The organism is Streptomyces cinnabarinus (genome assembly GCF_027270315.1).
GTDB lineage: Bacteria > Actinomycetota > Actinomycetes > Streptomycetales > Streptomycetaceae > Streptomyces > Streptomyces cinnabarinus.
On the sequence record NZ_CP114413.1, the window covers coordinates 2,296,305 to 2,317,583 of the forward strand.

Consider the following 21,279-nt stretch of genomic DNA (forward strand, 5'->3'; position numbering starts at 1 on the left):
GTGCCTCAGGACTCCTGGGTGAGGGAGACGAGCACGTCGTCCCCTTCGATCTTTACGGGGTAAACGGGGACGGGGCGCGTCGCGGGAAGGCCGGACGGCTTGCCGGTGCGGAGGTCGAACGCGGAGCCGTGCAGCCAGCACTCGATCTGGCAGTCCTCCACCTCGCCCTCGGAGAGCGAGACGTTCGCGTGGGAGCAGATGTCATGGATCGCGAACACCTCACCCTCGGTTCGGACGACCGAGACCGGCGTGCCGTCGAGTTCCACCCGCTTCGGGGTGTCCTCCTCCAGCTCGCTCAGCCCACAGGCGCGTACGTACGTCATGCGACGGACGCCTCCAGCTCCTCCTCGATCTTCGCGATGAGCCGCTCCTCGATGTCGGCGACACCGATCTGCTGGACCAGCTCGGCGAAGAAGCCGCGGACGACGAGGCGGCGGGCCTCGTGCTGCGGGATGCCGCGGGCCATCAGGTAGAAGAGCTGCTCGTCGTCGAAGCGGCCGGTCGCGGAGGCGTGGCCGGCGCCGACGATCTCGCCGGTCTCGATCTCCAGGTTCGGCACCGAGTCGACGCGGGCGCCGTCGGTGAGGACCAGGTTGCGGTTCATCTCGTAGGTGTCGGTGCCCTCGGCCTTGGCCTCGATGAGCACGTCACCGATCCACACCGCGTGCGCCTGCTCGCCCTGGAGGGCGCCCTTGTAGACGACGTTGGACTTGCAGTGCGGGGTGTCGTGGTCGACCAGGAGGCGGTGCTCCTGGTGCTGGCCGGCGTCGGTGAAGTACAGGCCGAACAGCTCGGCCTCGCCGCCGGTGCCCGCGTAGTTGACGCGCGGGTGCAGGCGTACGACGTCGCCGCCGAAGGTCACCACGACCGACTTGAAGCTGGCGTCCCGGCCGACCAGGGCGTTGTGCTGGCCGACGTGCACGGCCTTGTCGTCCCAGTCCTGGACGGAGACGACAGTCAGCTTGGCGCCGTCGCCCAGGAGGTAGTCGACGTTGGCGGCGAGCACCGCGTCACCGGTGTGGTCGATGACCACGACGGCCTCGGCGAACGCGCCCAGCTCGACGACCTGGTGGCCGAAGGCGGTGCCGCCCTCGCCGTGCACCGCGATGCGGATCGGCTCGGTGAGCACGGTCTCCTTCGGCACGGTCACGACCGAGGCCTGCTCGAAGGCGGAGTACGCCTGGGCCGCGACGCGGTCCACCGGGGTGCCCGCCCTGGCGAGCCGCGCGTCGTCCCGGCCGACGGTCTCGACGACGACACCCTCGGGCGCCTCGACGGTGACCTTCACGCCGTCGCCGGTGGCGACGGCGGTGCCGTCGTGCAGGCCGCGCAGGCGCTCCAGCGGAGTGAAGCGCCACTCCTCCTCGCGTCCGTGCGGGACCGGGAAGTCGGCCACGTCGAAGGACGGGGGCGCGCTCATGCGCGTGGCGACGGTGGACTCGGCGGCCACCGCGATGGCGCCGGCGGTGGTGCTGCTGCCCACCGGGGTGTTCTGAGCCTCAGCCATGGCTGTCGGTCTGCTCGCTTTCTTGCGTGAGTGGCTTGATGGGTACGGCGGGTGGTGGTTAGCCGACCGCGCCTTCCATCTGGAGCTCGATCAGCCGGTTGAGTTCAAGGGCGTACTCCATGGGCAGCTCCTTGGCGATGGGCTCGACGAAGCCGCGCACGATCATCGCCATCGCCTCGAACTCGCTCAGACCGCGGCTCATCAGGTAGAAGAGCTGGTCCTCGGAGACCTTGGAGACGGTCGCCTCGTGGCCCATGGACACGTCGTCCTCGCGGACGTCCACGTAGGGGTACGTGTCGGAGCGGGAGATGGTGTCGACGAGCAGCGCGTCGCACAGCACGTTCGACTTGGATCCGGCGGCGCCCTCACCGATCTCGACGAGACCGCGGTAGGACGTACGGCCGCCACCGCGCGCCACGGACTTCGAGACGATGTTGGAGGAGGTGTTCGGCGCCATGTGGACCATCTTGGAGCCGGCGTCCTGGTGCTGGCCCTCGCCCGCGAAGGCGATGGACAGGGTCTCGCCCTTGGCGTGCTCGCCCATCAGGTAGACGGCCGGGTACTTCATCGTCACCTTGGAGCCGATGTTGCCGTCGATCCACTCCATGGTCGCGCCCTCGTACGCCACGGCGCGCTTGGTGACCAGGTTGTAGACGTTGTTCGACCAGTTCTGGATGGTCGTGTAGCGGCAGCGGGCGTTCTTCTTGACGATGATCTCGACGACCGCGGAGTGCAGCGAGTCCGACTTGTAGATCGGGGCGGTGCAGCCCTCGACGTAGTGCACGTAGGCACCCTCGTCGACGATGATCAGGGTCCGCTCGAACTGGCCCATGTTCTCGGTGTTGATCCGGAAGTAGGCCTGGAGCGGGATCTCCACGTGGACGCCCGGCGGGACGTAGATGAAGGATCCGCCCGACCACACGGCGGTGTTCAGGGAGGCGAACTTGTTGTCACCGACGGGGATGACGGTGCCGAAGTACTCCTTGAAGAGCTCCGGGTGCTCCTTCAGCGCGGTGTCGGTGTCGAGGAAGATGACGCCCTGCTCCTCCAGGTCCTCGCGGATCTGGTGGTAGACGACCTCGGACTCGTACTGGGCCGCGACACCGGCGACGAGGCGCTGCTTCTCCGCCTCGGGGATGCCGAGCTTGTCGTACGTGTTCTTGATGTCCTCGGGCAGGTCCTCCCAGGACTCCGCCTGCTTCTCCGTGGAGCGTACGAAGTACTTGATGTTGTCGAAGTCGATGCCGGAGAGGTCCGAGCCCCAGTTCGGCATGGGCTTCTTGTCGAACAGGCGCAGACCCTTGAGACGAAGCTTGGTCATCCACTCCGGCTCGGACTTCTTCGCGGAGATGTCGTTGACGACATCCTCGCTCAGACCGCGCTTCGCAGAGGCGCCGGCTTCGTCGGAGTCGGCCCAGCCGTATTCGTACTTGCCCAGGCCTTCCAGCTCAGGGTGGGCGGTCTCCGTGGGGAGAGTCATGCGGGGTTCCTCCCGGCCGTGCTTGCGGATGCGTTGTGGGAAATCTTGGGGATGAACGTCGTGCAGACGCCGTCGCCGTGCGCGATGGTCGCCAGTCGCTGGACGTGGGTGCCGAGCAGCTGGGAGAAGATCTCGGTCTCCGCCTCGCAGAGCTGCGGGAACTTTTCCGCGACATGAGCCACCGGGCAGTGGTGCTGGCAGAGCTGCTCGCCGACCGGTGCGCTGCGCGCCGTAGCAGCGTACCCGTCCGCGCTCAAGGCCCTGGCCAGGGCCTCGGTGCGCTCCTCGGGGGCGGCGGCCTCGATGGCCTCGCGGTACGCGGTCGCCTGTTCGGCGATGCGCGCGCGGGCGAAGGCGACGACGGCCTCGTCCCCGCCGAACCGCTCCGCGATCCAGCGCAGGGCGTCGGCGGCGAGCTTGTCGTAGGACTGATCGAAGGCGTCGCGTCCGCAGTCGGTGAGCGCGAAGACCTTGGCGGGGCGGCCCCGGGTCCGGGCGCCGTACACCCGCTGCTCGCGCGGTGCCACCACGTCGTCGGCGACGAGCGCGTCCAGATGCCGTCGTACGGCGGCCTGGGTCAGGCCCAGCCGTCCGGCCAGCTCGGCGACGGTCGACGGGCCGTGGTCCAGGATGGACCGCGCGACCCGGTTGCGGGTGGACCGCTCACCGGTCGCGAGCTCCTCATGGGCCTCGCCGACGTTTTTCACAACGCCATTGTTGCGTAATTCCTCAGAGTCGGGCAAGCGGCGTTCGAACCCGTGGACGGTGCCCTGCGTCACTTAGGTTTACCTAATCTGACCTGCAGAAACGATCTTTGATCGATCAAACGAGCACGCAATTCGGTGGCGCCGCAAGGGCCCTTCGGTCACACTCCCGGGCATGCCGACACCCCCTCCGACCGGCCCACTTGTCACTCGGGCGACCCTCGCCGACGGCCTCGCCGGGCTCGGCGTCAAACCCGGCGAAACGCTCCTGGTGCACTCCTCGCTCAGCTCGCTCGGGTGGGTCTGCGGAGCCGCGGTCGCGGTCGTCCAGGGACTGCTGGACGCGCTCGGCCAAAAGGGCACCCTCGTGGTCCCCGCCCAGTCCGCCGACCTGTCCGACCCGGCGGTGTGGGGCAATCCGCCGGTGCCCGAGGAGTGGTGGGAGCCGATCCGCGCCACGATGCCCGCCTACGACCCCCGCGTCACGCCCACCCGCGGGGTCGGCGTGATCCCGGAGACCGTACGGACCTGGCCGGGCGCCCTGCGCAGCGCGCACCCGCAGACCTCGTTCGCCGCCGTCGGTCCGCGCGCGGCGGAGGTGCTCGACGGACACGCCACCGACTGCCGGCTCGGTGAGCACAGCCCGCTGGCGAGGCTGGAGGCGCTGCACGCGCGCGTACTGCTGCTCGGGGCCGGCTACGACGCCTGCACCAGCTTCCATCTGGCCGAGTACCGCATCCCCGCTCCGCTCGTGAAGGTGGGCCGGCCCGGTCCCATGGGCTGGGAGACCGTCACCGAGGTGTCGATCAGCTCCGAGCGTTTCGACGAGCTGGGCCACGACTTCGAACGCGACCGCCCAGTCGTGCGCGGCAAGGTGGGCGCGGCTGACGCGCGACTGTTCCCGGTGGCGGACGCGGTGGCCTACGCGCGCCGCTGGCTGGAGATCCACCGGCCCTCGGCGGAGGAGATCTGAACCCGCCGCTCCGGGCGGGCCACGGGCTACCTAGACTCTTGAGCCATGCGAACTGACCCCGTGGTCCAGGTCCGGGCCCTGGTGAAGCGGTACGGCACGAAGACCGCGGTGGACGGCCTCGACCTGGTGGCCCGGGCCGGGGTGACCGCCGTGCTCGGACCCAACGGCGCGGGCAAGACCACCACGGTCGAGACCTGCGAGGGGTACCGGAAGCCGGACTCCGGGACGGTCCGCGTCCTGGGCCTCGACCCGGTGAGACAGTCGAGCGAACTGCGTCCCCGGATCGGCGTCATGCTCCAGTCCGGGGGCGTCTACTCGGGCGCCCGCGCCGACGAGATGCTGCGTCATGTGGCGAAGCTGCACGCCCACCCGCTGGACGTGGACGCCCTGATCGAGCGGCTCGGCCTCGGCAGCTGCGGCCGTACCTCCTACCGTCGGCTGTCCGGCGGCCAGCAGCAGCGCCTCGCGCTCGCGATGGCCGTCGTGGGCCGCCCCGAGCTGGTGTTCCTGGACGAGCCGACCGCGGGCCTCGACCCGCAGGCCCGCCGCGCGACCTGGGACCTGGTCCGCGATCTGCGCACCGACGGGGTCTCGGTGATCCTCACCACGCACTACATGGACGAGGCCGAGCAGCTCGCCGACGACGTGGCGATCATCGACGCGGGCCGGGTCATCGCCCAGGGCTCCCCCGAGGAGCTGTGCCGCGGCGGCGCCGAGAACACCCTCCGCTTCATCGGCCGCCCCGGCCTCGACGTCAGCTCCCTGCTCAAGGCGCTGCCCGCCGACTGCACGGCCGCGGAGCTGACCCCTGGCTCGTACCGGGTGGCCGGCAAGGTCGACCCGCAGCTGCTCGCGACGGTGACGTCCTGGTGCGCCCAGCACGGGGTGATGCCGGAGAGGATCTCGGTCGAGCGGCACACCCTCGAAGACGTGTTCCTGGAGATGACCGGCAAGGAGCTGCGTTCGTGAGTACGGGTACCTACACCCCGAGGCCCGGGGCCGCACCGCTCCCCCGCATGGTCATGGCGCAGGCGGCGCTGGAGACGAAGATGCTCCTGCGCAACGGCGAGCAGCTGCTGCTGACGGTGGTGATCCCGACGCTGCTGCTGGTGCTGTTCAGCACCGTGGACATCGTCGACACCGGCGAGGGCGAGGCGGTCGACTTCCTCGCGCCCGGCATCCTCGCGCTCGCGGTGATGTCCACGGCGTTCACCGGCCAGGCCATCGCCACCGGCTTCGAGCGCCGCTACGGCGTGCTCAAGCGCCTCGCCTCCTCCCCGCTCCCGCGCTGGGGCCTGATGACCGCGAAGACCCTGTCGGTCCTGGTCACCGAGGTCCTCCAGGTGCTTCTGGTGACGGTGATCGCCCTCGCGCTCGGCTGGGACCCGCAGGGCAACCCGCTGGCCGTGGTCCTGCTCCTGGTCCTCGGCACGGCCGCCTTCTCGGGCCTCGGCCTGCTGATGGCGGGCACCCTGAAGGCGGAGGCCACCCTGGCCGCCGCCAACCTGGTCTTCCTGCTGCTGCTCATGGGCGGCGGGGTCGTCGTGCCGCTGGACAAGTTCCCGGACGCGGCCCAGGACGTGCTCGGCCTGCTGCCCATCTCGGCGCTGTCCGAGGGCCTGCGGGACGTGCTGCAGCACGGCGCCGGGATGCCGTGGGCCGACCTGGGGATCCTCGCGGTGTGGGCGGTGGCCGGACTCGCCGCCGCCGGGAAGTTCTTCCGCTGGGAGTGACCCGGTCCGGGACCCTCGTGAAAGCGTGCACAAGCCCGGGCCTACGATAGGGCGCGTGCCAAACCTGACCCGCGCCGACGCCGTAGCGGCCGTGCGCAACCCGCTCGCCTTCATCGCCGCACGCTGGACCCCGGATCCGAAGACGGTTCAGCGGGCGGCCCTCGCCGCACTCGTCATGTCGGTGGTCATCGTGGTCACCGGCGGGGCGGTGCGACTGACCGGCTCCGGGCTCGGCTGCCCGACCTGGCCCAAGTGCACCGAGGACTCGCTGACCACGACCAGCGAGATGGGCCTGCACGGCTACATCGAGTTCGGCAACCGCATGCTGACGTACGTGCTGTGCGCCGCCGTCGGCTGGGCGATCATCGCCGCCCGCTCCGAGAAGCCGTACCGGCGCAGCCTGACCCGGCTGGGCTGGACGCAGTTCTGGGTGGTGATGGGCAACGCGATCCTCGGTGGCATCGTCGTGCTCGTCGGCCTGAACCCGTACACGGTCGCCGCGCACTTCCTGCTCTCCTCGGTGCTGATCGCGGTCGCCACGGTGATGTGGCAGCGCACCCGGGAGGGCGACGACGCGCCCCGCCCGCTGGTCGGCAAGTCGGTGCAGCAGCTGGTCTGGGTGCTGACCGGGGTCACCGTGCTGCTGATCGCGGTCGGCACCGTGGTCACCGGCGCCGGTCCGCACGCGGGTGACTCCAGCGAGGTCGAGCGGATGCCACTGGACTGGGAGAACGTGACCAAGCTGCACGCGGTCCTGGCCTGGATCGTGGTCACCCTCACCTTCGCCCTGTGGTTCGTCCTCAAGGCGGTCGACGCCCCCCGCGGCCCCCTCTCCCGCACCCGCGACCTCTTCCTGGTCCTCCTCGCGCAGGGCCTCATCGGCTACGTCCAGTACTTCACCGACCTCCCCGAGGTCCTGGTGGGAGCCCATATGTTCGGCTCCTGCCTGGTGTGGATCGCGACGGTACGGGTGCTGCTGTCACTCCGCGAGCGGCCGGAGACCCAGCTCCCCGAGGTCCCCGCTCAGGCCGACGCGATGAGCGCGTCGATGGCGGGCCCCAGGTAGTTCCGGGTCAGCAGAGCCCGGCGCGCCGTCCACTCCTCGGTGGGCGGCGCGGGATCGCCGTAGCGGCGTCGTCGGATGTCGTCGACGACCTCGACCGGGGCGCCGAGGCCGGGCAGCAGGTCCAGGGCCTCACGCTTGGAGATCAGCCGCCCTTCGCGCGCGGTGACGGTGGCGCGGGCGAAGGTGACCATGCCCAGATCGACATAGACGTCCTGCGTCCACAGCAGGGCGTTGTCGAGGGCCGGCCGCCAGTACTCCCGCTGATCGCGTACGACGAAGGCGCTCAGCTCACGATCCGGCACCGTCGGCAGCAGCCCGGCGGGGCCGCGCCCGTGCAGGACCCGTCCGAAGGCGTGCAGCTCGCGCCGGGTCACGGGGGTGACCGGTCGTCTGAAGAGCTGTTGGTGCGCCCAGGTCAGATGACTGCGCCCGACATCGTCCGCCGTGTCCGGCGTGAGATAGGTGCAGTGCAGCTTCGCCGCGAGCGGCTCGGCACGCAGCCGGGCGTGCAGTACGGCGAGCTTCCATACGACGCCCGGTGTCACGGGACGGGGCAGCACCGCGATCAGATCCAGGTCGCTGCGGCCCTCCTGGTAGTCGCCGCCGGCGAGCGAGCCATGGGCCCAGACGGCCTCCGGGGCCAGAGCCGTCAGAGCGCGGACGAAGCGGTCGAGTAACTCCTCGGTCTCCATCCGCCCAGTCTGTACACCTCACCCCAGCCCGTACACCCGCCGGGCGTTGCCCGCCGCGATCAGCCCGGCCACGCGTTGCGCGTCCGCCAGGGACCAGGCGTCCTCCGCCACCCAGGTGCCGAGCACCCGGCCGAGGGCCTCGCGGAAGAGGCGGGCGCCCACGACGTGGAGTTCGGGGAGTTCCTGGCCGCCGCTGGAGAAGAGGATCTTGCCGAAGGGGGCGAGTTCCAGGATCTCCGCCAGCACCGTCGCGGCGCGGGCGCCGGTGCGGACCAGAGCGGCGCCGGAGTCGGCGTAGACATGCGGGAAGACGCCCGCGAGATGGGCGGCGTGACGGTGGTACGGGTAGCCGTGCAGCAGGATCAGGTCGGTGCCGAGGCCCGCCGTGGCCCGGACGAAGTCCGTGAGCAGGACCGGGTCCGTACGGTCGATGCGCACTCCCGGTTCGCCGAGGCCCGCGTGCAGTTGCAGCGGCAGCCCCGAGGCGACCGCGCTCCACAGCAGATGCCGCAACAGCACCGGGTCGGTCAGCTCGCCGCCGACCCGGCGTCCGGCCAGCCAGCGCCCGGCCGCGCCGCGCACCTCACCGGGGCCCGGTGGTTCCGGCGCCAGCGCCAGTCCGTGCCGGACGCCCGCGACCGAGGTGAAGGCGACCGCGTGCGCGGCGGCGCCGTGGACGGACTCGGCGAGGTTGGCGAGGAAGGAGTCGACGGTGCCGGAGGTGTCGGCGACCTGTTCCGCGAGGAGTTCCAGGCGGACGATCTCATGCGCCTGCGCGGCCCCGGTGCAGGCCAGTTCCTCGGGGCCGGTGAGGTCCCCGGGCAGCCCGGTGTCGACCAGGTACGTCGTGATGCCACTGCCGCGCAGCAGCCGCCGGCCCGCTTCCAGTACGCCGAGTTCACGACGCCGGGCGAGATAGCGGGCGGGTGGGCAGTGCGGTTCCAGACCGAGCAGCGGCGGGCACCAGCGCCGTACGGCGAAGCCGGTCTGGGTGTCGAAGAGGGTGGTGCCCGGCGCGGGCGGGCCCTCGGTTCGGGCGAGCCGGGCCTCGAAGGTGCCGAGGCCCAGCTCCGTACGCAGCACTCCGTGGCAGTACTGGTCCACGAGGGACGGCGTTTCGATCATCCCGGACTCCCCGCGTGCGCTTGGCTTGCACGGCTTAACGGGTGAACCGGGGTTGGGGGTGCGGTCGGGAGGCGTCAGCCGTTCTTCGGTCCGCCGACCTGGATTCCGGCCATCCGGGACCACTCGTACGGCCCGGTCCTCACCTTCGACGCGAACTCGCCGTCGAACTCTTCGTGAACAGTGATGCCCGCCTTGGCCACCGCCTGTTCGGCGACCTGGAGGGTCGGGGCGACCAGGTTGCCCCAGTTGCCGTCCTCGCCGACGAGGGCGATCCGGGCACCGCGCTGCCCGATGTAGGCCACCTGTGCCTCGGCGCCGCCGTGTGCCTTGGAGAAGGCGCTGATCTGCTTGGCCAGCTTGGCCGCCCGGCGCTCGGCCTTCGCGTCAACCTCTTGCGTGTCTGCCATGGCCAGGATGCTACCGACGGGTAGATCGATCCGCGACGGCGGGGCGGAGTGACCCTTACCTCAGGAAGGGGTCCACTGCCACCGCGACGAACAGCAGCGAGACATAGGTGATGGACCAGTGGAAGAGCCGCATCTCCTTCAGCTTCGCGCCCGTGACCTCGGTCTTCGCCCGGTTCTGCAGGGCGTGCGCCTCCCACAGCCACCAGCCGCCCGCCACCAGCGCGACCAGCGTGTAGAACCAGCCGGTGTAGCCGAGCGGGGTCAGCAGCAGCGAGACGGCGACCATGACCCAGCTGTAGAGCACGATCTGCTTGGCGACGGTCTTGTTGGAGGCGACGACCGGGAGCATCGGCACGCCCACGCGCGCGTAGTCCTCCCTGACCTTCATGGACAGCGGCCAGTAGTGCGGCGGCGTCCAGAAGAACATCACCAGGAAGAGGATGACCGGCGCCCACGACAGCGAGTTCGTGACCGCGGACCAGCCGATCAGCACCGGCATGCAGCCCGCGATACCGCCCCAGACGATGTTCTGCGAGGTACGGCGCTTGAGGATCATCGTGTAGACGACGACGTAGAAGAGGAGCGCGCCGAGGGCCAGCCAGGCCGACAGCCAGTTGACGGTCAGGCCGAACAGCAGCGTGGAGACGACCGCCAGGGTGATGCCGAAGGCGAGGCACTCGCGCGGGCTGACCATTCCGGTGACCAGCGGGCGCTGCGAGGTGCGGTCCATCAGCGCGTCGATGTCCCGGTCGATGTACATGTTCAGCGCGTTGGCGCCGCCCGCGGAGAGGTAGCCGCCGAGGCAGGTGAGCAGCACGAGCTTCAGGTCGGGCACGCCCTGCTGCGCCAGGAACATCACCGGAACGGTGGTGATCAGCAGTAGCTCGATGATCCGCGGCTTGGTCAGCGCGACGAACGCCATGGCCCGGGCCCCGATCGGCCGCCGGCTCGGGCTCTGGCTCGTCCCGACAATCCCCGCTGGACGGGATTCAACGGCCGTCACGCACACCCCTGACAGAGACATCCCAGCAAGCCTCCCCGTGTGAAGTCCGGGTAAAGGCTCGCGCGTACCACGCCACTGTAGACGTTGCCCAGACCCGGACATTCGCGGGGGTGGCCTCGTGTTGGGGAGCTCCGCTGGAAGAGCCGATCGACACTCGATTGAGCACTCGTTCGAGCGCTCTCGTATTCACTTGCCGAACACGGATCGGGCCAGTCGGGAGGCGGATGCCGACGAGTCCCGGCAGTCTGGAATGACTCGAAAAAACGCACGTACATACGGGGGTAGGCTCGACAACGTCCGGGGCGCCCCGTGCACCGGCATTCGACAATGCGTGACATGTGGAGAGGAGCCCTGACCCAGGGTGAGCACCAAGCCGACCACCACAGACCTCGAGTGGACCGAACTGGACCAGCGGGCCGTGGACACCGCCCGCGTCCTGGCCGCCGACGCCGTACAGAAGGTCGGCAACGGCCATCCCGGTACGGCGATGAGCCTTGCGCCCGCCGCGTACACCCTCTTCCAGAAGGTGATGCGGCATGACCCGGCGGATGCCGACTGGGTCGCCCGGGACCGCTTCGTGCTGTCCGCGGGCCACTCGTCCCTGACCCTGTACACCCAGCTGTACCTGGCCGGCTTCGGCCTGGAGCTGGACGACCTGAAGTCGTTCCGCACCTGGGGCTCGAAGACCCCGGGTCACCCGGAGTACGGCCACACCACGGGCGTGGAGACCACGACGGGCCCGCTCGGCCAGGGTGTCGCCAACGCGGTGGGCATGGCGATGGCGGCCCGCTACGAGCGCGGTCTGTTCGACCCGGAGGCTCCCGTCGGTGAGTCGCCGTTCGACCACTTCGTCTACTGCATCGCCGGTGACGGCTGCCTCCAGGAGGGCATCTCCGCCGAGGCGTCCTCGCTCGCCGGTCACCAGAAGCTCGGCAACCTGGTCCTGCTGTGGGACGACAACCACATCTCGATCGAGGGCGACACCGAGACGGCCGTCTCCGAGGACGTCACCAAGCGGTACGAGGCGTACGGCTGGCATGTGCAGCGCATCGCCCCGAAGCCGGACGGCGACCTGGACCCGCACGCCATCTACAACGCCATCGAGGCCGCCAAGCAGGTGACGGACCGGCCGTCCTTCATCGCGATGCGCTCGATCATCGCCTGGCCGGCCCCGAACGCCCAGAACACCGAGGCCGCGCACGGCTCGGCGCTCGGCGACGACGAGGTCGCGGCCACCAAGCGGGTCCTCGGCTTCGACCCGGAGCAGTCCTTCGAGGTCGCCGACGAGGTCATCGACCACACCCGCCAGGCGCTGGAGCGCGGCCGTCAGGCCAAGGCGGAGTGGGAGAAGTCCTTCCAGGAGTGGCGCAACAACAACGCGGAGCGCGCCGCCGAGTTCGACCGGATCAACGCCGGTGAGCTGCCCAAGGACTGGGAGTCGGCGATCCCCGTCTTCGAGCCCGGCAAGGGCGTCGCCACCCGCGCCGCGTCCGGCAAGGTGCTCCAGGCCCTCGGCCCGGTCATCCCGGAGCTGTGGGGCGGCTCGGCCGACCTGGCCGGCTCCAACAACACGACGATCGACAAGACGTCGTCGTTCCTCCCCGCGGACAACCCGCTGCCGGAGGCGAACCCGTACGGCCGCACGATCCACTTCGGTATCCGCGAGCACTCCATGGCCGCGGAGATGAACGGCATCACGCTGCACGGCAACACCCGGGTCTACGGCGGCACGTTCCTGGTGTTCTCCGACTACATGCGCAACGCCGTGCGCCTGTCGGCCCTGATGCACCTGCCGGTGACGTACGTGTGGACACACGACTCCATCGGTCTCGGTGAGGACGGCCCGACCCACCAGCCGGTCGAGCACCTCGCCACGCTGCGCGCGATCCCGGGCCTGAACGTGGTCCGCCCGGCCGACGCCAACGAGACCGCGATCGCCTGGCGCGAGATCCTCAAGCGCTGGACGAAGGTCTTCGGCAAGGGCCAGCCGCACGGTCTGGCGCTGACCCGCCAGGGCGTGCCGACGTACGAGCCCAACGAGGATGCCGCCAAGGGTGGTTACGTCCTGTTCGAGGCCTCGACGGGGACCCCCGAGGTGATCCTGATCGCCACCGGTTCCGAGGTGCACGTCGCGGTCGCCGCGCGCGAGCAGCTGGAGGCCGACGGCGTGCCCACGCGCGTCGTGTCCATGCCGTCCGTGGAGTGGTTCGAGGAGCAGGACCAGGGGTACCGGGACAGCGTCCTGCCGCCCGCGGTCAAGGCCCGGGTCGCGGTGGAGGCCGGCATCGGGCTCACCTGGCACAAGTACGTCGGGGACGCCGGCCGCATCGTTTCCCTGGAGCACTTCGGTGCTTCCGCCGACGGCAAGGTCCTCTTCCAGGAGTACGGCTTCACTGCGGAGAACGTGGCCGCGAAGGCGCGGGAATCCGTCGCCGCCGCCCAGCGCTGACGCTCATATACGACACGTAGGAGATGTAATTCCATGACAGACGCACTCAAGCGCCTCTCCGAGGAAGGCGTCGCGATCTGGCTGGACGACCTGTCGCGCAAGCGGATCACGTCCGGCAACCTCGCCGAGCTGATCGACCAGCAGCACGTCGTGGGCGTCACCACCAACCCGACCATCTTCCAGAAGGCGATCTCGTCGGGCGACGGTTACGAGCAGCAGCTCACCGACCTCGCCGCCCGCAAGGTCACCGTCGACGAGGCGGTCCGCATGATCACCACGGCGGACGTCCGGGACGCCGCCGACATCCTGCACCCGGTCTTCGAGGCGACTGACGGCCAGGACGGCCGGGTGTCGATCGAGGTCGACCCGCGGCTCGCGCACAACACCAAGGCGACGGTCGCCGAGGCCAAGCAGCTGGCCTGGCTGGTGGACCGCCCCAACACGCTGATCAAGATCCCGGCCACCAAGGCGGGCCTGCCGGCCATCACCGAGGTGATCGGCAACGGCATCAGCGTCAACGTCACGCTGATCTTCTCGCTGGAGCGCTACCGCGAGGTCATGGACGCCTACCAGGCGGGCCTGGAGAAGGCCAGGGAGAAGGGTCTCGACCTCTCCCTGATCCACTCCGTCGCGTCCTTCTTCGTGTCCCGCGTGGACACCGAGATCGACAAGCGGATCGACGCGCTCGGCACCGACGAGGCCAAGGCCGCCCGCGGCAAGGCCGGCGTCGCCAACGCGCGCCTCGCCTACCAGGCGTACGAGGAGGTGTTCTCCACCGACCGCTGGAGCGCGCTGGAGAAGGCGGGCGCCAACAAGCAGCGTCCGCTGTGGGCGTCCACCGGCGTGAAGGACCCGGCCTACAAGGCGACCCTGTACGTCGACGAGCTGGTGGCGCCGAACACGGTGAACACCATGCCGGAGGCCACGCTCCAGGCCACCGAGGAGGGTGGCCAGATCCGCGGCAACGCCGTGACCGGCACCTACGAGCAGGCCCGCGCCGAACTCGACGCGGTCGAGAAGCTCGGGATCTCGTACGACGACGTCGTGCAGCTGCTGGAGGACGAGGGCGTCGAGAAGTTCGAGGCGTCCTGGAACGACCTGCTCAAGTCGACCGAGGCGGAGCTGGAGCGCCTCGCCCCCTCGGAGGGCTGAAATCTTGTCAAGCAGCAACCCGCTGCGTGACCCCGCCGACCGACGGCTCCCGCGTATCGCGGGGCCGTCGGGCCTGGTCATCTTCGGCGTCACGGGCGATTTGTCACGAAAGAAGCTCATGCCCGCCGTGTACGACCTCGCGAACCGGGGCCTGCTGCCGCCGGGTTTCTCGCTGGTCGGCTTCGCCCGGCGTGAGTGGCAGAACGAGGACTTCGCCCAGGAGGTCCACGACGCGGTCAAGGAGCACTCCCGCACCCCGTTCCGCGAGGAGGTCTGGCACCAGCTCATCCAGGGCATGCGGTTCGTCCAGGGCACCTTCGACGACGACGAGGCCTTCGACCGGCTGCGCGACACCATCGAGGAGCTGGACAAGGCACAGGGCACGGGCGGCAACTTCGCCTTCTACCTGTCCGTGCCGCCGCGCTCCTTCCCGGTGGTCATCCAGCAGCTGAAGAAGCACGGGCTCGCCGACCAGTCGAGCGGCTCCTGGCGGCGCGCGGTCATCGAGAAGCCGTTCGGGCACGACCTGGCCTCGGCCGAGGAGCTCAACAAGGTCGTCCACGAGGTGTTCGCCCCGGACCAGGTCTTCCGGATCGACCACTACCTGGGCAAGGAGACCGTCCAGAACATCCTGGCGCTGCGCTTCGCCAACACGATGTTCGAGCCGATCTGGAACCGGTCCTTCGTGGACCACGTCCAGATCACGATGGCCGAGGACATCGGCATCGGCGGCCGGGCGGGCTACTACGACGGCATCGGCGCCGCCCGTGACGTCATCCAGAACCACCTGCTCCAGCTGATGGCCCTGACCGCCATGGAGGAGCCCGCCTCCTTCGACGCGGACGCGCTGGCCGCGGAGAAGACCAAGGTGCTCGGTGCCGTACGGCTGCCGAAGGACCTGGGCCGGGACACCGTGTTCGCGCAGTACGCGGCCGGCTGGCAGGGCGGCGAGAAGGCGGTCGGCTACCTCCAGGAGGAGGGCATCGACCCCGCGTCGAAGACCGACACCTACGCCGCGATCAAACTGTCGGTGGACAACCGCCGCTGGGCGGGCGTCCCCTTCTATCTGCGCACCGGAAAGCGCCTCGGGCGCCGGGTCACCGAGATCGCGGTGGTCCTCCAGCGGGCGCCGCACTCCCCCTTCGACCACACGGCGACGGAGGAGCTGGGCAAGAACGCGATCGTGATCCGCGTCCAGCCGGACGAGGGCGTCACGGTCCGCTTCGGCTCCAAGGTGCCCGGCACCTCGATGGAGATCCGGGACGTTTCCATGGACTTCGCCTACGGCGAGTCCTTCACCGAGTCCAGCCCCGAGGCGTACGAGCGCCTCATCCTGGACGTCCTGCTCGGCGACTCGAACCTCTTCCCGCGTACCGAGGAGGTCGAGCTGTCCTGGAAGATCCTCGACCCGATCGAGCAGTACTGGGACAAGCACGGCGCACCGGCCCAGTACCCGGCCGGCACCTGGGGTCCCGTCGAGGCGGACGACATGCTGGAGCGAGACGGACGGAGCTGGCGCCGCCCATGAAGATAGACCTGACCGACACCACGTCCAGCAAGATCAACAAGGCCCTGGTGCAGGGCCGCCGGGCCATCGGCACCCCTGCCGTCGGCATGGTGCTCACGCTGGTCATCGTGACGGACGAGGAGAACGCGTACGACGCGCTCAAGGCCGCGAACGACGCCTCGCGCGAGCACCCCTCGCGCACGCTCGTGGTCATCAAGCGCGTCTCGCGCTCGCCCCGCGACCGTACGAAGTCCCGCCTCGACGCCGAGGTGCGGGTGGGCGCGGACGCGGGCACCGGCGAGACGATCGTGCTGCGCCTGTACGGCGAGGTGGTGGACCACGCCCAGTCGGTGGTGCTGCCGCTGCTGCTGCCGGACGCGCCGGTCGTGGTCTGGTGGCCGGTGAACGCGCCGCTGGACCCGGCCAGCGACCCGCTGGGCGCGCTGGCCCAGCGCCGGGTGACCGACACCTACGCCTGCGAGCAGCCGGTGCGGGAGCTGGAGTCCCGGGCCGGCAGTTACACCCCCGGCGACACGGACCTGTCGTGGACCCGCATCACGCCCTGGCGTTCGATGCTGGCCGCGGCCCTGGACCAGGTCGTGTGCGAGGTCAGGGGCGTGGAGGTGGAGGGCGAGGAGTTCAACCCGAGCTGTGAGCTGCTGGCGATGTGGCTCGCGGACCGGCTGGACGTCCCCGTGAAGCGGTCGCTGTCGTCGGGCCCCGGCCTGACGGCGGTCCGGATGGCCACCGACTGCGGTCCGATCGTCCTGGACCGGGCGGACGGTTCGCTGGCGACCCTGTCCATCGAGGGCCAGCCGGACCGTGCCGTGGCGCTCAAGCGGCGGGAGACCGCCGAGCTGATCGCGGAGGAGCTGCGCCGGCTCGACCCGGACGACACCTACGCCTCCGCGCTGCGGTTCGGGGTGGAGCGGCTGAACACGGGCACCGAGGCGCCCGTTCCGGCCGCTGATCCGGTGGCCGTCGAGGATCCGGTCGCCGCGCCGGAGGCCGCGCAGGCGCCGGCCAAGAAGGCCGCGAAGAAGGCCCCGGCCAAGAAGGCGGCGGCGAAGTGAGCACCCCGCAGCTGGTCGTGCACCGCGACAAGGAGCTGATGGCGCAGGCCGCGGCGGCCCGGCTGATCACGAAGATCGTGGACGCCCAGGCCTCCCGGGGCCACGCGTCCGTGGTCCTCACCGGCGGCCGCAACGGCAACGGCCTGCTGGCCGCGCTGGCCGCCGCCCCGGCCCGGGACGCCATCGACTGGGCGCGGCTCGACCTGTGGTGGGGCGATGAGCGGTTCCTGCCCGAGGGGGACCCGGAGCGCAATGTCACGCAGGCCCGCGAGGCCCTGCTGGACGCGGTGCCCCTGGACCCCAAGCGGGTGCACGCGATGCCCGCCTCGGACGGCCCGTACGGCGGCGACGCGGACGCCGCCGCGGCCGCCTACGCCGATGAACTGGCCCAGGCGGCGGGCCCCGAGAACCACGGCGCCGTGCCCGTGTTCGACGTCCTGATGCTGGGCGTCGGTCCGGACACGCATGTGGCGTCGCTGTTCCCGGAGCTCCCCGCGGTCCGCGAGACCGAGCGGACGGTGGTGGGGGTGCACGGCGCGCCGAAGCCGCCGCCCACCCGGGTCACCCTCACCCTCCCGGCGATCCGGGCGGCCCGTGAGGTGTGGCTGCTCGCGGCCGGTGCGGACAAGGCCCAGGCCGCCGCGATCGCCCTCTCGGGCGCGGGCGAGATCCAGGCCCCGGCGGCGGGCGCGCAGGGCAGGCAGCGCACCCTGTGGCTGCTGGACGCGGCGGCGGCCTCCCAGCTGCCCCGGTCGCTGTACCCGCCGGCGTCGCCGTAACGACAGCAGGGGGCTTCCCTGGATCCCCCCGTGGATCCAGGGAAGCCCCCTGCCGTCTACTTGACCGACCCGGCCATCACGCCCTGCACGAAGTGCCGCTGGAACGCGAAGAAGACGGCCACCGGCACGATCAGCGACACGAAGGCGCCGGGTGCCAGCACATCGATGTTGCTGCCGAACTGCCGTATCTGGGACTGGAGTTCCACGGTCAGCGGCTGGGACGCGCTGTCCGCGAAGAGCAGGGCGACCAGCATGTCGTTCCACACCCACAGGAACTGGAAGATGGCGAGGCTGGCGATGGCCGGCCGGCCGACCGGCAGCACGAGCCGGGTGAAGATCCGCCACTCCCCGCCGCCGTCCATGCGCGCGGCCTCCAGCATCTCCTTCGGCAGCTCGGCGAAGTAGTTGCGCAGCAGGAACACCGCGAACGGCAGCCCGTAGGCGACGTGGAAGAGCACCACTCCGGGGATCGTGCCGAACAGCCCGAGCTGGCCGAAGAGTTTGGCCACCGGGAGCAGTCCGACCTGCACCGGCACCACCAGCAGCGCCACCACGACCAGGAAGATCGTGTCCCGGCCGGGGAAGTCCAGCCAGGCGAAGGCGTATCCGGCGAGCGCGGCGAGGACCACGACCAGCACGGTCGTCGGCACCGAGATCAGCACGGTGTTCCAGAACGCCCGGGTGATCCCGGCGTTCTCCAGCAGAGCCGAGTAGTTGTCCACGGAGAGCTGGCCGGGGCTGGTGAACACCGTCCACCAGCCGCCCCGCGCGGTGTCCTCGGCCGACCTCAGCGAGGACATCAGCAGCCCGGCCAGCGGGGTGACCCAGACCAGTGAGACCAGGACGAGGAAGACCTGCACCGCACTGCTGCCGAGGGTACGGCGGACGGCGTTCATCGCTGACTCCTTCGGAAGCGGCGGAGGTTGAAGACCATGGCGGGCACCACGAGGAGGAGCAGAAGCACCCCGAGGGCGCTGCCGAGGCCCTGGTTGTTGCCGCCGCCGAACGACACCAGCCACATCTGGGTGGCGAGCACGGTGGCGTCCTCCTGCACCGGTCCCGGCGCGATGATGTAGACGAGATCGAAGACCTTCATCACATTGATCACGAGGGTCACGAAGACCACGGTCAGCACGGGCGCGAGCAGGGGCACGGTGATCTTCCGGAAGATCTGCCACTCGTTGGCGCCGTCCATCCGCGCCGCCTCTAGCGCGTCCCGCGGCAGCGTGGCGAGCCCGGCGCCGATCAGCACCATCGCGAACCCGGTCCAGATCCACAGGTACGCACCGATGATCGCCGGGGTGACGAGCACCGGTCCGAGCCAGGAGATCCCCTCGTAGGGAGCGGCGAAGTTCGAGGCGGGCAGCCGTAGTTCGTACTCCCCCCGGTCCAGGCCGGCGAAGCGGAAGGAGCCGTCGGAGGCGGTGGTCGTGGTGGCGGCCGTATGTCCGTCGCGGACCGCCTCGACCTCGATCCGCGGCAGGCCGCTCTCGCCCGGGTCGACCTTGCCCTGCTCCCCGCCCCCGCCGGGGGTGAAGTCCAGGTAGACGACTCCGCTCAGTTCACCGGGGACGGCGGCCGCCTCCCGGGCGGGCTCGGTGCCCGCGGGCAGTTCCTTGGGCGGGACGCCGACCAGGCCGAGTGCCACCGGCTCCCCGGTCGAGGCGGCGGCGCGGTACGAGCCGTCCGCGTCCTTGGTCAGTCCCTGGCCGTCGCGGGCGCGGGCCGTCGGGTAGGCGGAGGTGCCCTTGACCGCGTCGTGGACGGAGACGACCGCGGCGTTGAGGACGCCCTTGTCGGGGTCCTCGTCGTAGGCGAGCCGGAAGATGATCCCGGCCGCCAGGAAGGACACCGCCATCGGCATGAACAGCAGCAGCTTGAAAGCGGTGGCCCAGCGGACCTTCTCCACCAGTACGGCGAGGATCAGGCCCAGTCCGGTGAGCAGGGCCGGGGCCACCACCACCCAGATCGCGGTGTTGCGGACGGCCTTGAGGGTGGCCGGGTCGCGGAACATCTCGGAGTAGTTCTCGCCGCCCACGAACTCGGTGCCGGAGGCGTCGAAGAAGCTGCGGCCGACGGAGAAGAGCACGGGGTAGACGACGAGCGCGCCGAGCAGCAGCAGCGCGGGGAGGACGAAGAGGAGAGCGACGATCCGCCCCCGCCGCCGCAGGCGCCGGGCCCGTTGGGGCAACGACACATGCGGCGGGGGGCTCGTCGGCTTCACGAGGGTCGCGGTCATGGATGGTCAGCCCTTGTACGCCTTGGCCGCGGCGGCCTCCAGCTTCGCCGCGGTCTCCTTCGGGTTCGAGGGGTCGCGCAGGAAGTCCTGGAGGATCTTCCACTCGCCGGCGCCCTTGGTGCCGCCGAAGGCCGCGGGTGCCTGGTCGGACATGTCGAAGCGGACCGAACCTCCGGCCGCGATCAGGGACTTGGCGGTGGCCCGGGTCACCGCGTCGCTGTACGCGGACGGGTCCAGCGCCTTGTTCGGGGAGAGGAAACCGCCCGCGTCGGCCCACACCGCGGCGGCCTCAGGCGTGGCCAGGAACTCCACCAGCGCCTGGGCGGCCTTGTGGTTCTTGCCGTCCTTCAGGACGACGGCCGCGTCACCGCCGCTGACGACCGGTGCCTCGCCGTCCCCGACCGCCGGGAAGGGGAAGAAGTTGGCGTCGTCGCCGATGGACCGGCCGAACTGGTCCTTGGCGACACCCGCGACGAAGTCGCCCTCGTAGACCAGGCCGGCCTCCGCCTCCGGTCCGAAGACCTGCTCGACCGAACCCGGGAAGTCGGTGTTCAGGGCGCCGTCCCGGCCGCCCGCTATGAGCTGCTCGTCCTTGAACAGCGTGCCGAGGGTGGTGAGCGCCTTCACCACGCTGGCGTCGGTCCACTTCAGCTCGTGCGCGGCGAGCGCGTCGTACTTCTCGGGTCCGGCCTGGGAGAGATAGACGTTCTCGAACCAGTCGGTGAGGGTCCAGCCGTCCTGTCCGGCGACGGAGAAGGCGGCGAGCCCGGAGTCGGAGACCGTGCGGCCCGCTTCGAGCATCGCGTCGAAGGTGCGCGGCGGCTCGACCCCGGCCTGTTCGAGGGCCTCGGGGCTGTACCACACGGTCGACTTGTGGGCGGCCTTGAAGTAGAGGCCGTAGAACTTGCCGTCGACGCTGCCGTAACTCTTCCAGACGCTGGCGAAGTTGGCGTCGACGGCGCTCTCGGTCTTCTTCGACAGGGGCTGGAGCCAGCCCTGCTGGGCGAACTGCTTGAGGACGCCCACCTGCGGGACCATGACGACGTCGGGGGCGTTACCGCCCTCGATCTTGCTGCCGACGACGGTGGAGACGTTGTCGCCGGTGGAGACGAACTGGGTCTTGGCACCGGTCTTCTCGGCGAAGGCGTCGAGCACCTTCTGGAAGTTCTTCTGCTCGCTGCCGGACCAGACACCGGCGACGGTGACCGTCTGGCCGTCGAGCGACTGGTCGCCGCCGCCGGCCGAGACGGGCTCGCCGCCGCAGGCGGTGGCGCCCAGCGCCAGGGCGAGGGCGGTGCAGCTCATGAGCAGGGTGGAGCGTCGTCGCATCATCGTTGATGTCCCTTCAGGGGATGGGTAACTGACGGAGGATCAGAACATCGGTTGTGGT

General features: G+C 70.2%; 20 protein-coding genes. 9 read left to right on the top strand and 11 right to left on the bottom strand.

Annotated elements, in window-relative coordinates:
• Positions 1-5: 5 nt before the first annotated feature.
• From STRCI_RS10370 to STRCI_RS10385, 4 genes are read right to left on the bottom strand one after another with little or no spacing between them, the layout of a single operon-like run.
• Positions 6-323: a non-heme iron oxygenase ferredoxin subunit gene (locus STRCI_RS10370; protein ID WP_015661280.1), complete on the bottom strand. Its 318-nt coding sequence runs from the start codon at positions 321-323 to the stop codon at positions 6-8.
• Entirely contained in the window at positions 320-1,507 is a 1,188-nt protein-coding gene (gene sufD / locus STRCI_RS10375) for a Fe-S cluster assembly protein SufD (protein WP_269658587.1), read from the bottom strand. Before sufD ends, STRCI_RS10370 begins: the two co-directional genes overlap by 4 nt.
• A gap of 58 nt (positions 1,508-1,565) precedes the next feature.
• The gene (gene sufB, locus STRCI_RS10380) at positions 1,566-2,987 is read right to left on the bottom strand and encodes a Fe-S cluster assembly protein SufB (protein ID WP_269658588.1); all 1,422 of its coding nucleotides are present in this window, start codon (positions 2,985-2,987) and stop codon (positions 1,566-1,568) included.
• Positions 2,984-3,694, bottom strand: coding sequence for a helix-turn-helix transcriptional regulator (locus STRCI_RS10385; protein WP_269658589.1), 711 nt, complete (start codon positions 3,692-3,694; stop codon positions 2,984-2,986). Before STRCI_RS10385 ends, sufB begins: the two co-directional genes overlap by 4 nt.
• Positions 3,695-3,866: 172 nt before the next feature.
• On the opposite strand from STRCI_RS10385, the gene STRCI_RS10390 reads away from it, so the two are divergent.
• From STRCI_RS10390 to STRCI_RS10405, 4 genes are read left to right on the top strand one after another with little or no spacing between them, the layout of a single operon-like run.
• A complete protein-coding gene (locus tag STRCI_RS10390) occupies positions 3,867-4,664 on the top strand; it encodes an AAC(3) family N-acetyltransferase (RefSeq protein WP_269658590.1) in 798 nt (265 codons plus the stop codon).
• A 45-nt stretch (positions 4,665-4,709) separates the two neighbouring features.
• The gene (locus STRCI_RS10395; RefSeq protein ID WP_269658591.1) at positions 4,710-5,633 is read left to right on the top strand and encodes an ABC transporter ATP-binding protein; all 924 of its coding nucleotides are present in this window, start codon (positions 4,710-4,712) and stop codon (positions 5,631-5,633) included.
• A gap of 47 nt (positions 5,634-5,680) precedes the next feature.
• Positions 5,681-6,397, top strand: coding sequence for an ABC transporter permease (locus tag STRCI_RS10400; RefSeq protein ID WP_269664522.1), 717 nt, complete (start codon positions 5,681-5,683; stop codon positions 6,395-6,397).
• Positions 6,398-6,452: 55 nt separating this feature from the next.
• On the top strand, positions 6,453-7,463 hold the full coding sequence (locus tag STRCI_RS10405) for a COX15/CtaA family protein (RefSeq protein ID WP_418953320.1): 1,011 nt from the start codon (positions 6,453-6,455) through the stop codon (positions 7,461-7,463).
• Here STRCI_RS10405 and STRCI_RS10410 read toward each other — a convergent pair.
• The 4 genes from STRCI_RS10410 to STRCI_RS10425 form a co-directional block, all read right to left on the bottom strand.
• Positions 7,421-8,155 carry a nucleotidyltransferase domain-containing protein gene (locus tag STRCI_RS10410; protein WP_269658592.1) on the bottom strand — a complete coding sequence of 245 codons (735 nt, stop codon included), beginning with the start codon at positions 8,153-8,155 and terminating at the stop codon, positions 7,421-7,423. The genes STRCI_RS10405 and STRCI_RS10410 overlap by 43 nt on opposite strands.
• Before the next feature lie 18 nt (positions 8,156-8,173).
• Positions 8,174-9,280, bottom strand: coding sequence for an amidohydrolase family protein (locus tag STRCI_RS10415; protein ID WP_269658593.1), 1,107 nt, complete (start codon positions 9,278-9,280; stop codon positions 8,174-8,176).
• 74 nt (positions 9,281-9,354) lie between these two features.
• On the bottom strand, positions 9,355-9,687 hold the full coding sequence (locus STRCI_RS10420; RefSeq protein ID WP_269658594.1) for a hypothetical protein: 333 nt from the start codon (positions 9,685-9,687) through the stop codon (positions 9,355-9,357).
• A gap of 55 nt (positions 9,688-9,742) precedes the next feature.
• The gene (locus tag STRCI_RS10425; protein WP_418953321.1) at positions 9,743-10,711 is read right to left on the bottom strand and encodes a heme o synthase; all 969 of its coding nucleotides are present in this window, start codon (positions 10,709-10,711) and stop codon (positions 9,743-9,745) included.
• Between the two features lie 340 nt (positions 10,712-11,051).
• Between STRCI_RS10425 and tkt the strand changes: the two genes are divergently transcribed.
• The 5 genes from tkt to pgl are packed head-to-tail and all read left to right on the top strand — an operon-like array spanning position 11,052 to position 17,650.
• Positions 11,052-13,139 (top strand): transketolase, encoded by a 2,088-nt coding sequence (gene tkt, locus STRCI_RS10430; protein WP_269658595.1) that lies wholly within the window; start codon positions 11,052-11,054, stop codon positions 13,137-13,139.
• 33 nt (positions 13,140-13,172) lie between these two features.
• Complete coding sequence (gene tal, locus STRCI_RS10435; RefSeq protein ID WP_269658596.1) at positions 13,173-14,291, top strand: transaldolase; 1,119 nt, start codon at positions 13,173-13,175, stop codon at positions 14,289-14,291.
• 1 nt (position 14,292) lies between these two features.
• Positions 14,293-15,819 carry a glucose-6-phosphate dehydrogenase gene (gene zwf / locus STRCI_RS10440; protein WP_418953458.1) on the top strand — a complete coding sequence of 509 codons (1,527 nt, stop codon included), beginning with the start codon at positions 14,293-14,295 and terminating at the stop codon, positions 15,817-15,819.
• Positions 15,816-16,871 carry a glucose-6-phosphate dehydrogenase assembly protein OpcA gene (opcA, locus tag STRCI_RS10445; RefSeq protein ID WP_269658598.1) on the top strand — a complete coding sequence of 352 codons (1,056 nt, stop codon included), beginning with the start codon at positions 15,816-15,818 and terminating at the stop codon, positions 16,869-16,871. The genes zwf and opcA overlap by 4 nt, the downstream gene beginning before the upstream one ends.
• Complete coding sequence (gene pgl, locus STRCI_RS10450; protein ID WP_269658599.1) at positions 16,868-17,650, top strand: 6-phosphogluconolactonase; 783 nt, start codon at positions 16,868-16,870, stop codon at positions 17,648-17,650. The genes opcA and pgl overlap by 4 nt, the downstream gene beginning before the upstream one ends.
• A gap of 56 nt (positions 17,651-17,706) precedes the next feature.
• On the opposite strand, the gene STRCI_RS10455 is transcribed toward pgl, so the two are convergent.
• The 3 genes from STRCI_RS10455 to STRCI_RS10465 are packed head-to-tail and all read right to left on the bottom strand — an operon-like array spanning position 17,707 to position 21,221.
• Positions 17,707-18,546 (bottom strand): carbohydrate ABC transporter permease, encoded by an 840-nt coding sequence (locus STRCI_RS10455; RefSeq protein ID WP_269658600.1) that lies wholly within the window; start codon positions 18,544-18,546, stop codon positions 17,707-17,709.
• Positions 18,543-19,889, bottom strand: coding sequence for a carbohydrate ABC transporter permease (locus STRCI_RS10460; protein ID WP_269658601.1), 1,347 nt, complete (start codon positions 19,887-19,889; stop codon positions 18,543-18,545). The genes STRCI_RS10455 and STRCI_RS10460 overlap by 4 nt, the downstream gene beginning before the upstream one ends.
• Before the next feature lie 6 nt (positions 19,890-19,895).
• Complete coding sequence (locus STRCI_RS10465) at positions 19,896-21,221, bottom strand: ABC transporter substrate-binding protein (RefSeq protein ID WP_269658602.1); 1,326 nt, start codon at positions 21,219-21,221, stop codon at positions 19,896-19,898.
• Positions 21,222-21,279: the final 58 nt, after the last annotated feature.

Excerpts from the sequence above, each read along its gene's own strand:
- STRCI_RS10400 (WP_269664522.1), top strand. The coding sequence starts at position 5,681 with ATGGTCATGGCGCAGGCGGCGCTGGAGACGAAGATGCTCCTGCGCAAC.
- STRCI_RS10425 (WP_418953321.1), bottom strand. The coding sequence starts at position 10,711 with ATGTCTCTGTCAGGGGTGTGCGTGACGGCCGTTGAATCCCGTCCAGCG.
- STRCI_RS10460 (WP_269658601.1), bottom strand. The coding sequence starts at position 19,889 with ATGACCGCGACCCTCGTGAAGCCGACGAGCCCCCCGCCGCATGTGTCG.
- STRCI_RS10420 (WP_269658594.1), bottom strand. The coding sequence starts at position 9,687 with ATGGCAGACACGCAAGAGGTTGACGCGAAGGCCGAGCGCCGGGCGGCC.
- STRCI_RS10410 (WP_269658592.1), bottom strand. The coding sequence starts at position 8,155 with ATGGAGACCGAGGAGTTACTCGACCGCTTCGTCCGCGCTCTGACGGCT.
- STRCI_RS10395 (WP_269658591.1), top strand. The coding sequence starts at position 4,710 with ATGCGAACTGACCCCGTGGTCCAGGTCCGGGCCCTGGTGAAGCGGTAC.
- sufD (WP_269658587.1), bottom strand. The coding sequence starts at position 1,507 with ATGGCTGAGGCTCAGAACACCCCGGTGGGCAGCAGCACCACCGCCGGC.
- STRCI_RS10415 (WP_269658593.1), bottom strand. The coding sequence starts at position 9,280 with ATGATCGAAACGCCGTCCCTCGTGGACCAGTACTGCCACGGAGTGCTG.
- tal (WP_269658596.1), top strand. The coding sequence starts at position 13,173 with ATGACAGACGCACTCAAGCGCCTCTCCGAGGAAGGCGTCGCGATCTGG.
- opcA (WP_269658598.1), top strand. The coding sequence starts at position 15,816 with ATGAAGATAGACCTGACCGACACCACGTCCAGCAAGATCAACAAGGCC.
- STRCI_RS10465 (WP_269658602.1), bottom strand. The coding sequence starts at position 21,221 with ATGATGCGACGACGCTCCACCCTGCTCATGAGCTGCACCGCCCTCGCC.
- STRCI_RS10370 (WP_015661280.1), bottom strand. The coding sequence starts at position 323 with ATGACGTACGTACGCGCCTGTGGGCTGAGCGAGCTGGAGGAGGACACC.
- sufB (WP_269658588.1), bottom strand. The coding sequence starts at position 2,987 with ATGACTCTCCCCACGGAGACCGCCCACCCTGAGCTGGAAGGCCTGGGC.
- STRCI_RS10455 (WP_269658600.1), bottom strand. The coding sequence starts at position 18,546 with ATGAACGCCGTCCGCCGTACCCTCGGCAGCAGTGCGGTGCAGGTCTTC.
- STRCI_RS10390 (WP_269658590.1), top strand. The coding sequence starts at position 3,867 with ATGCCGACACCCCCTCCGACCGGCCCACTTGTCACTCGGGCGACCCTC.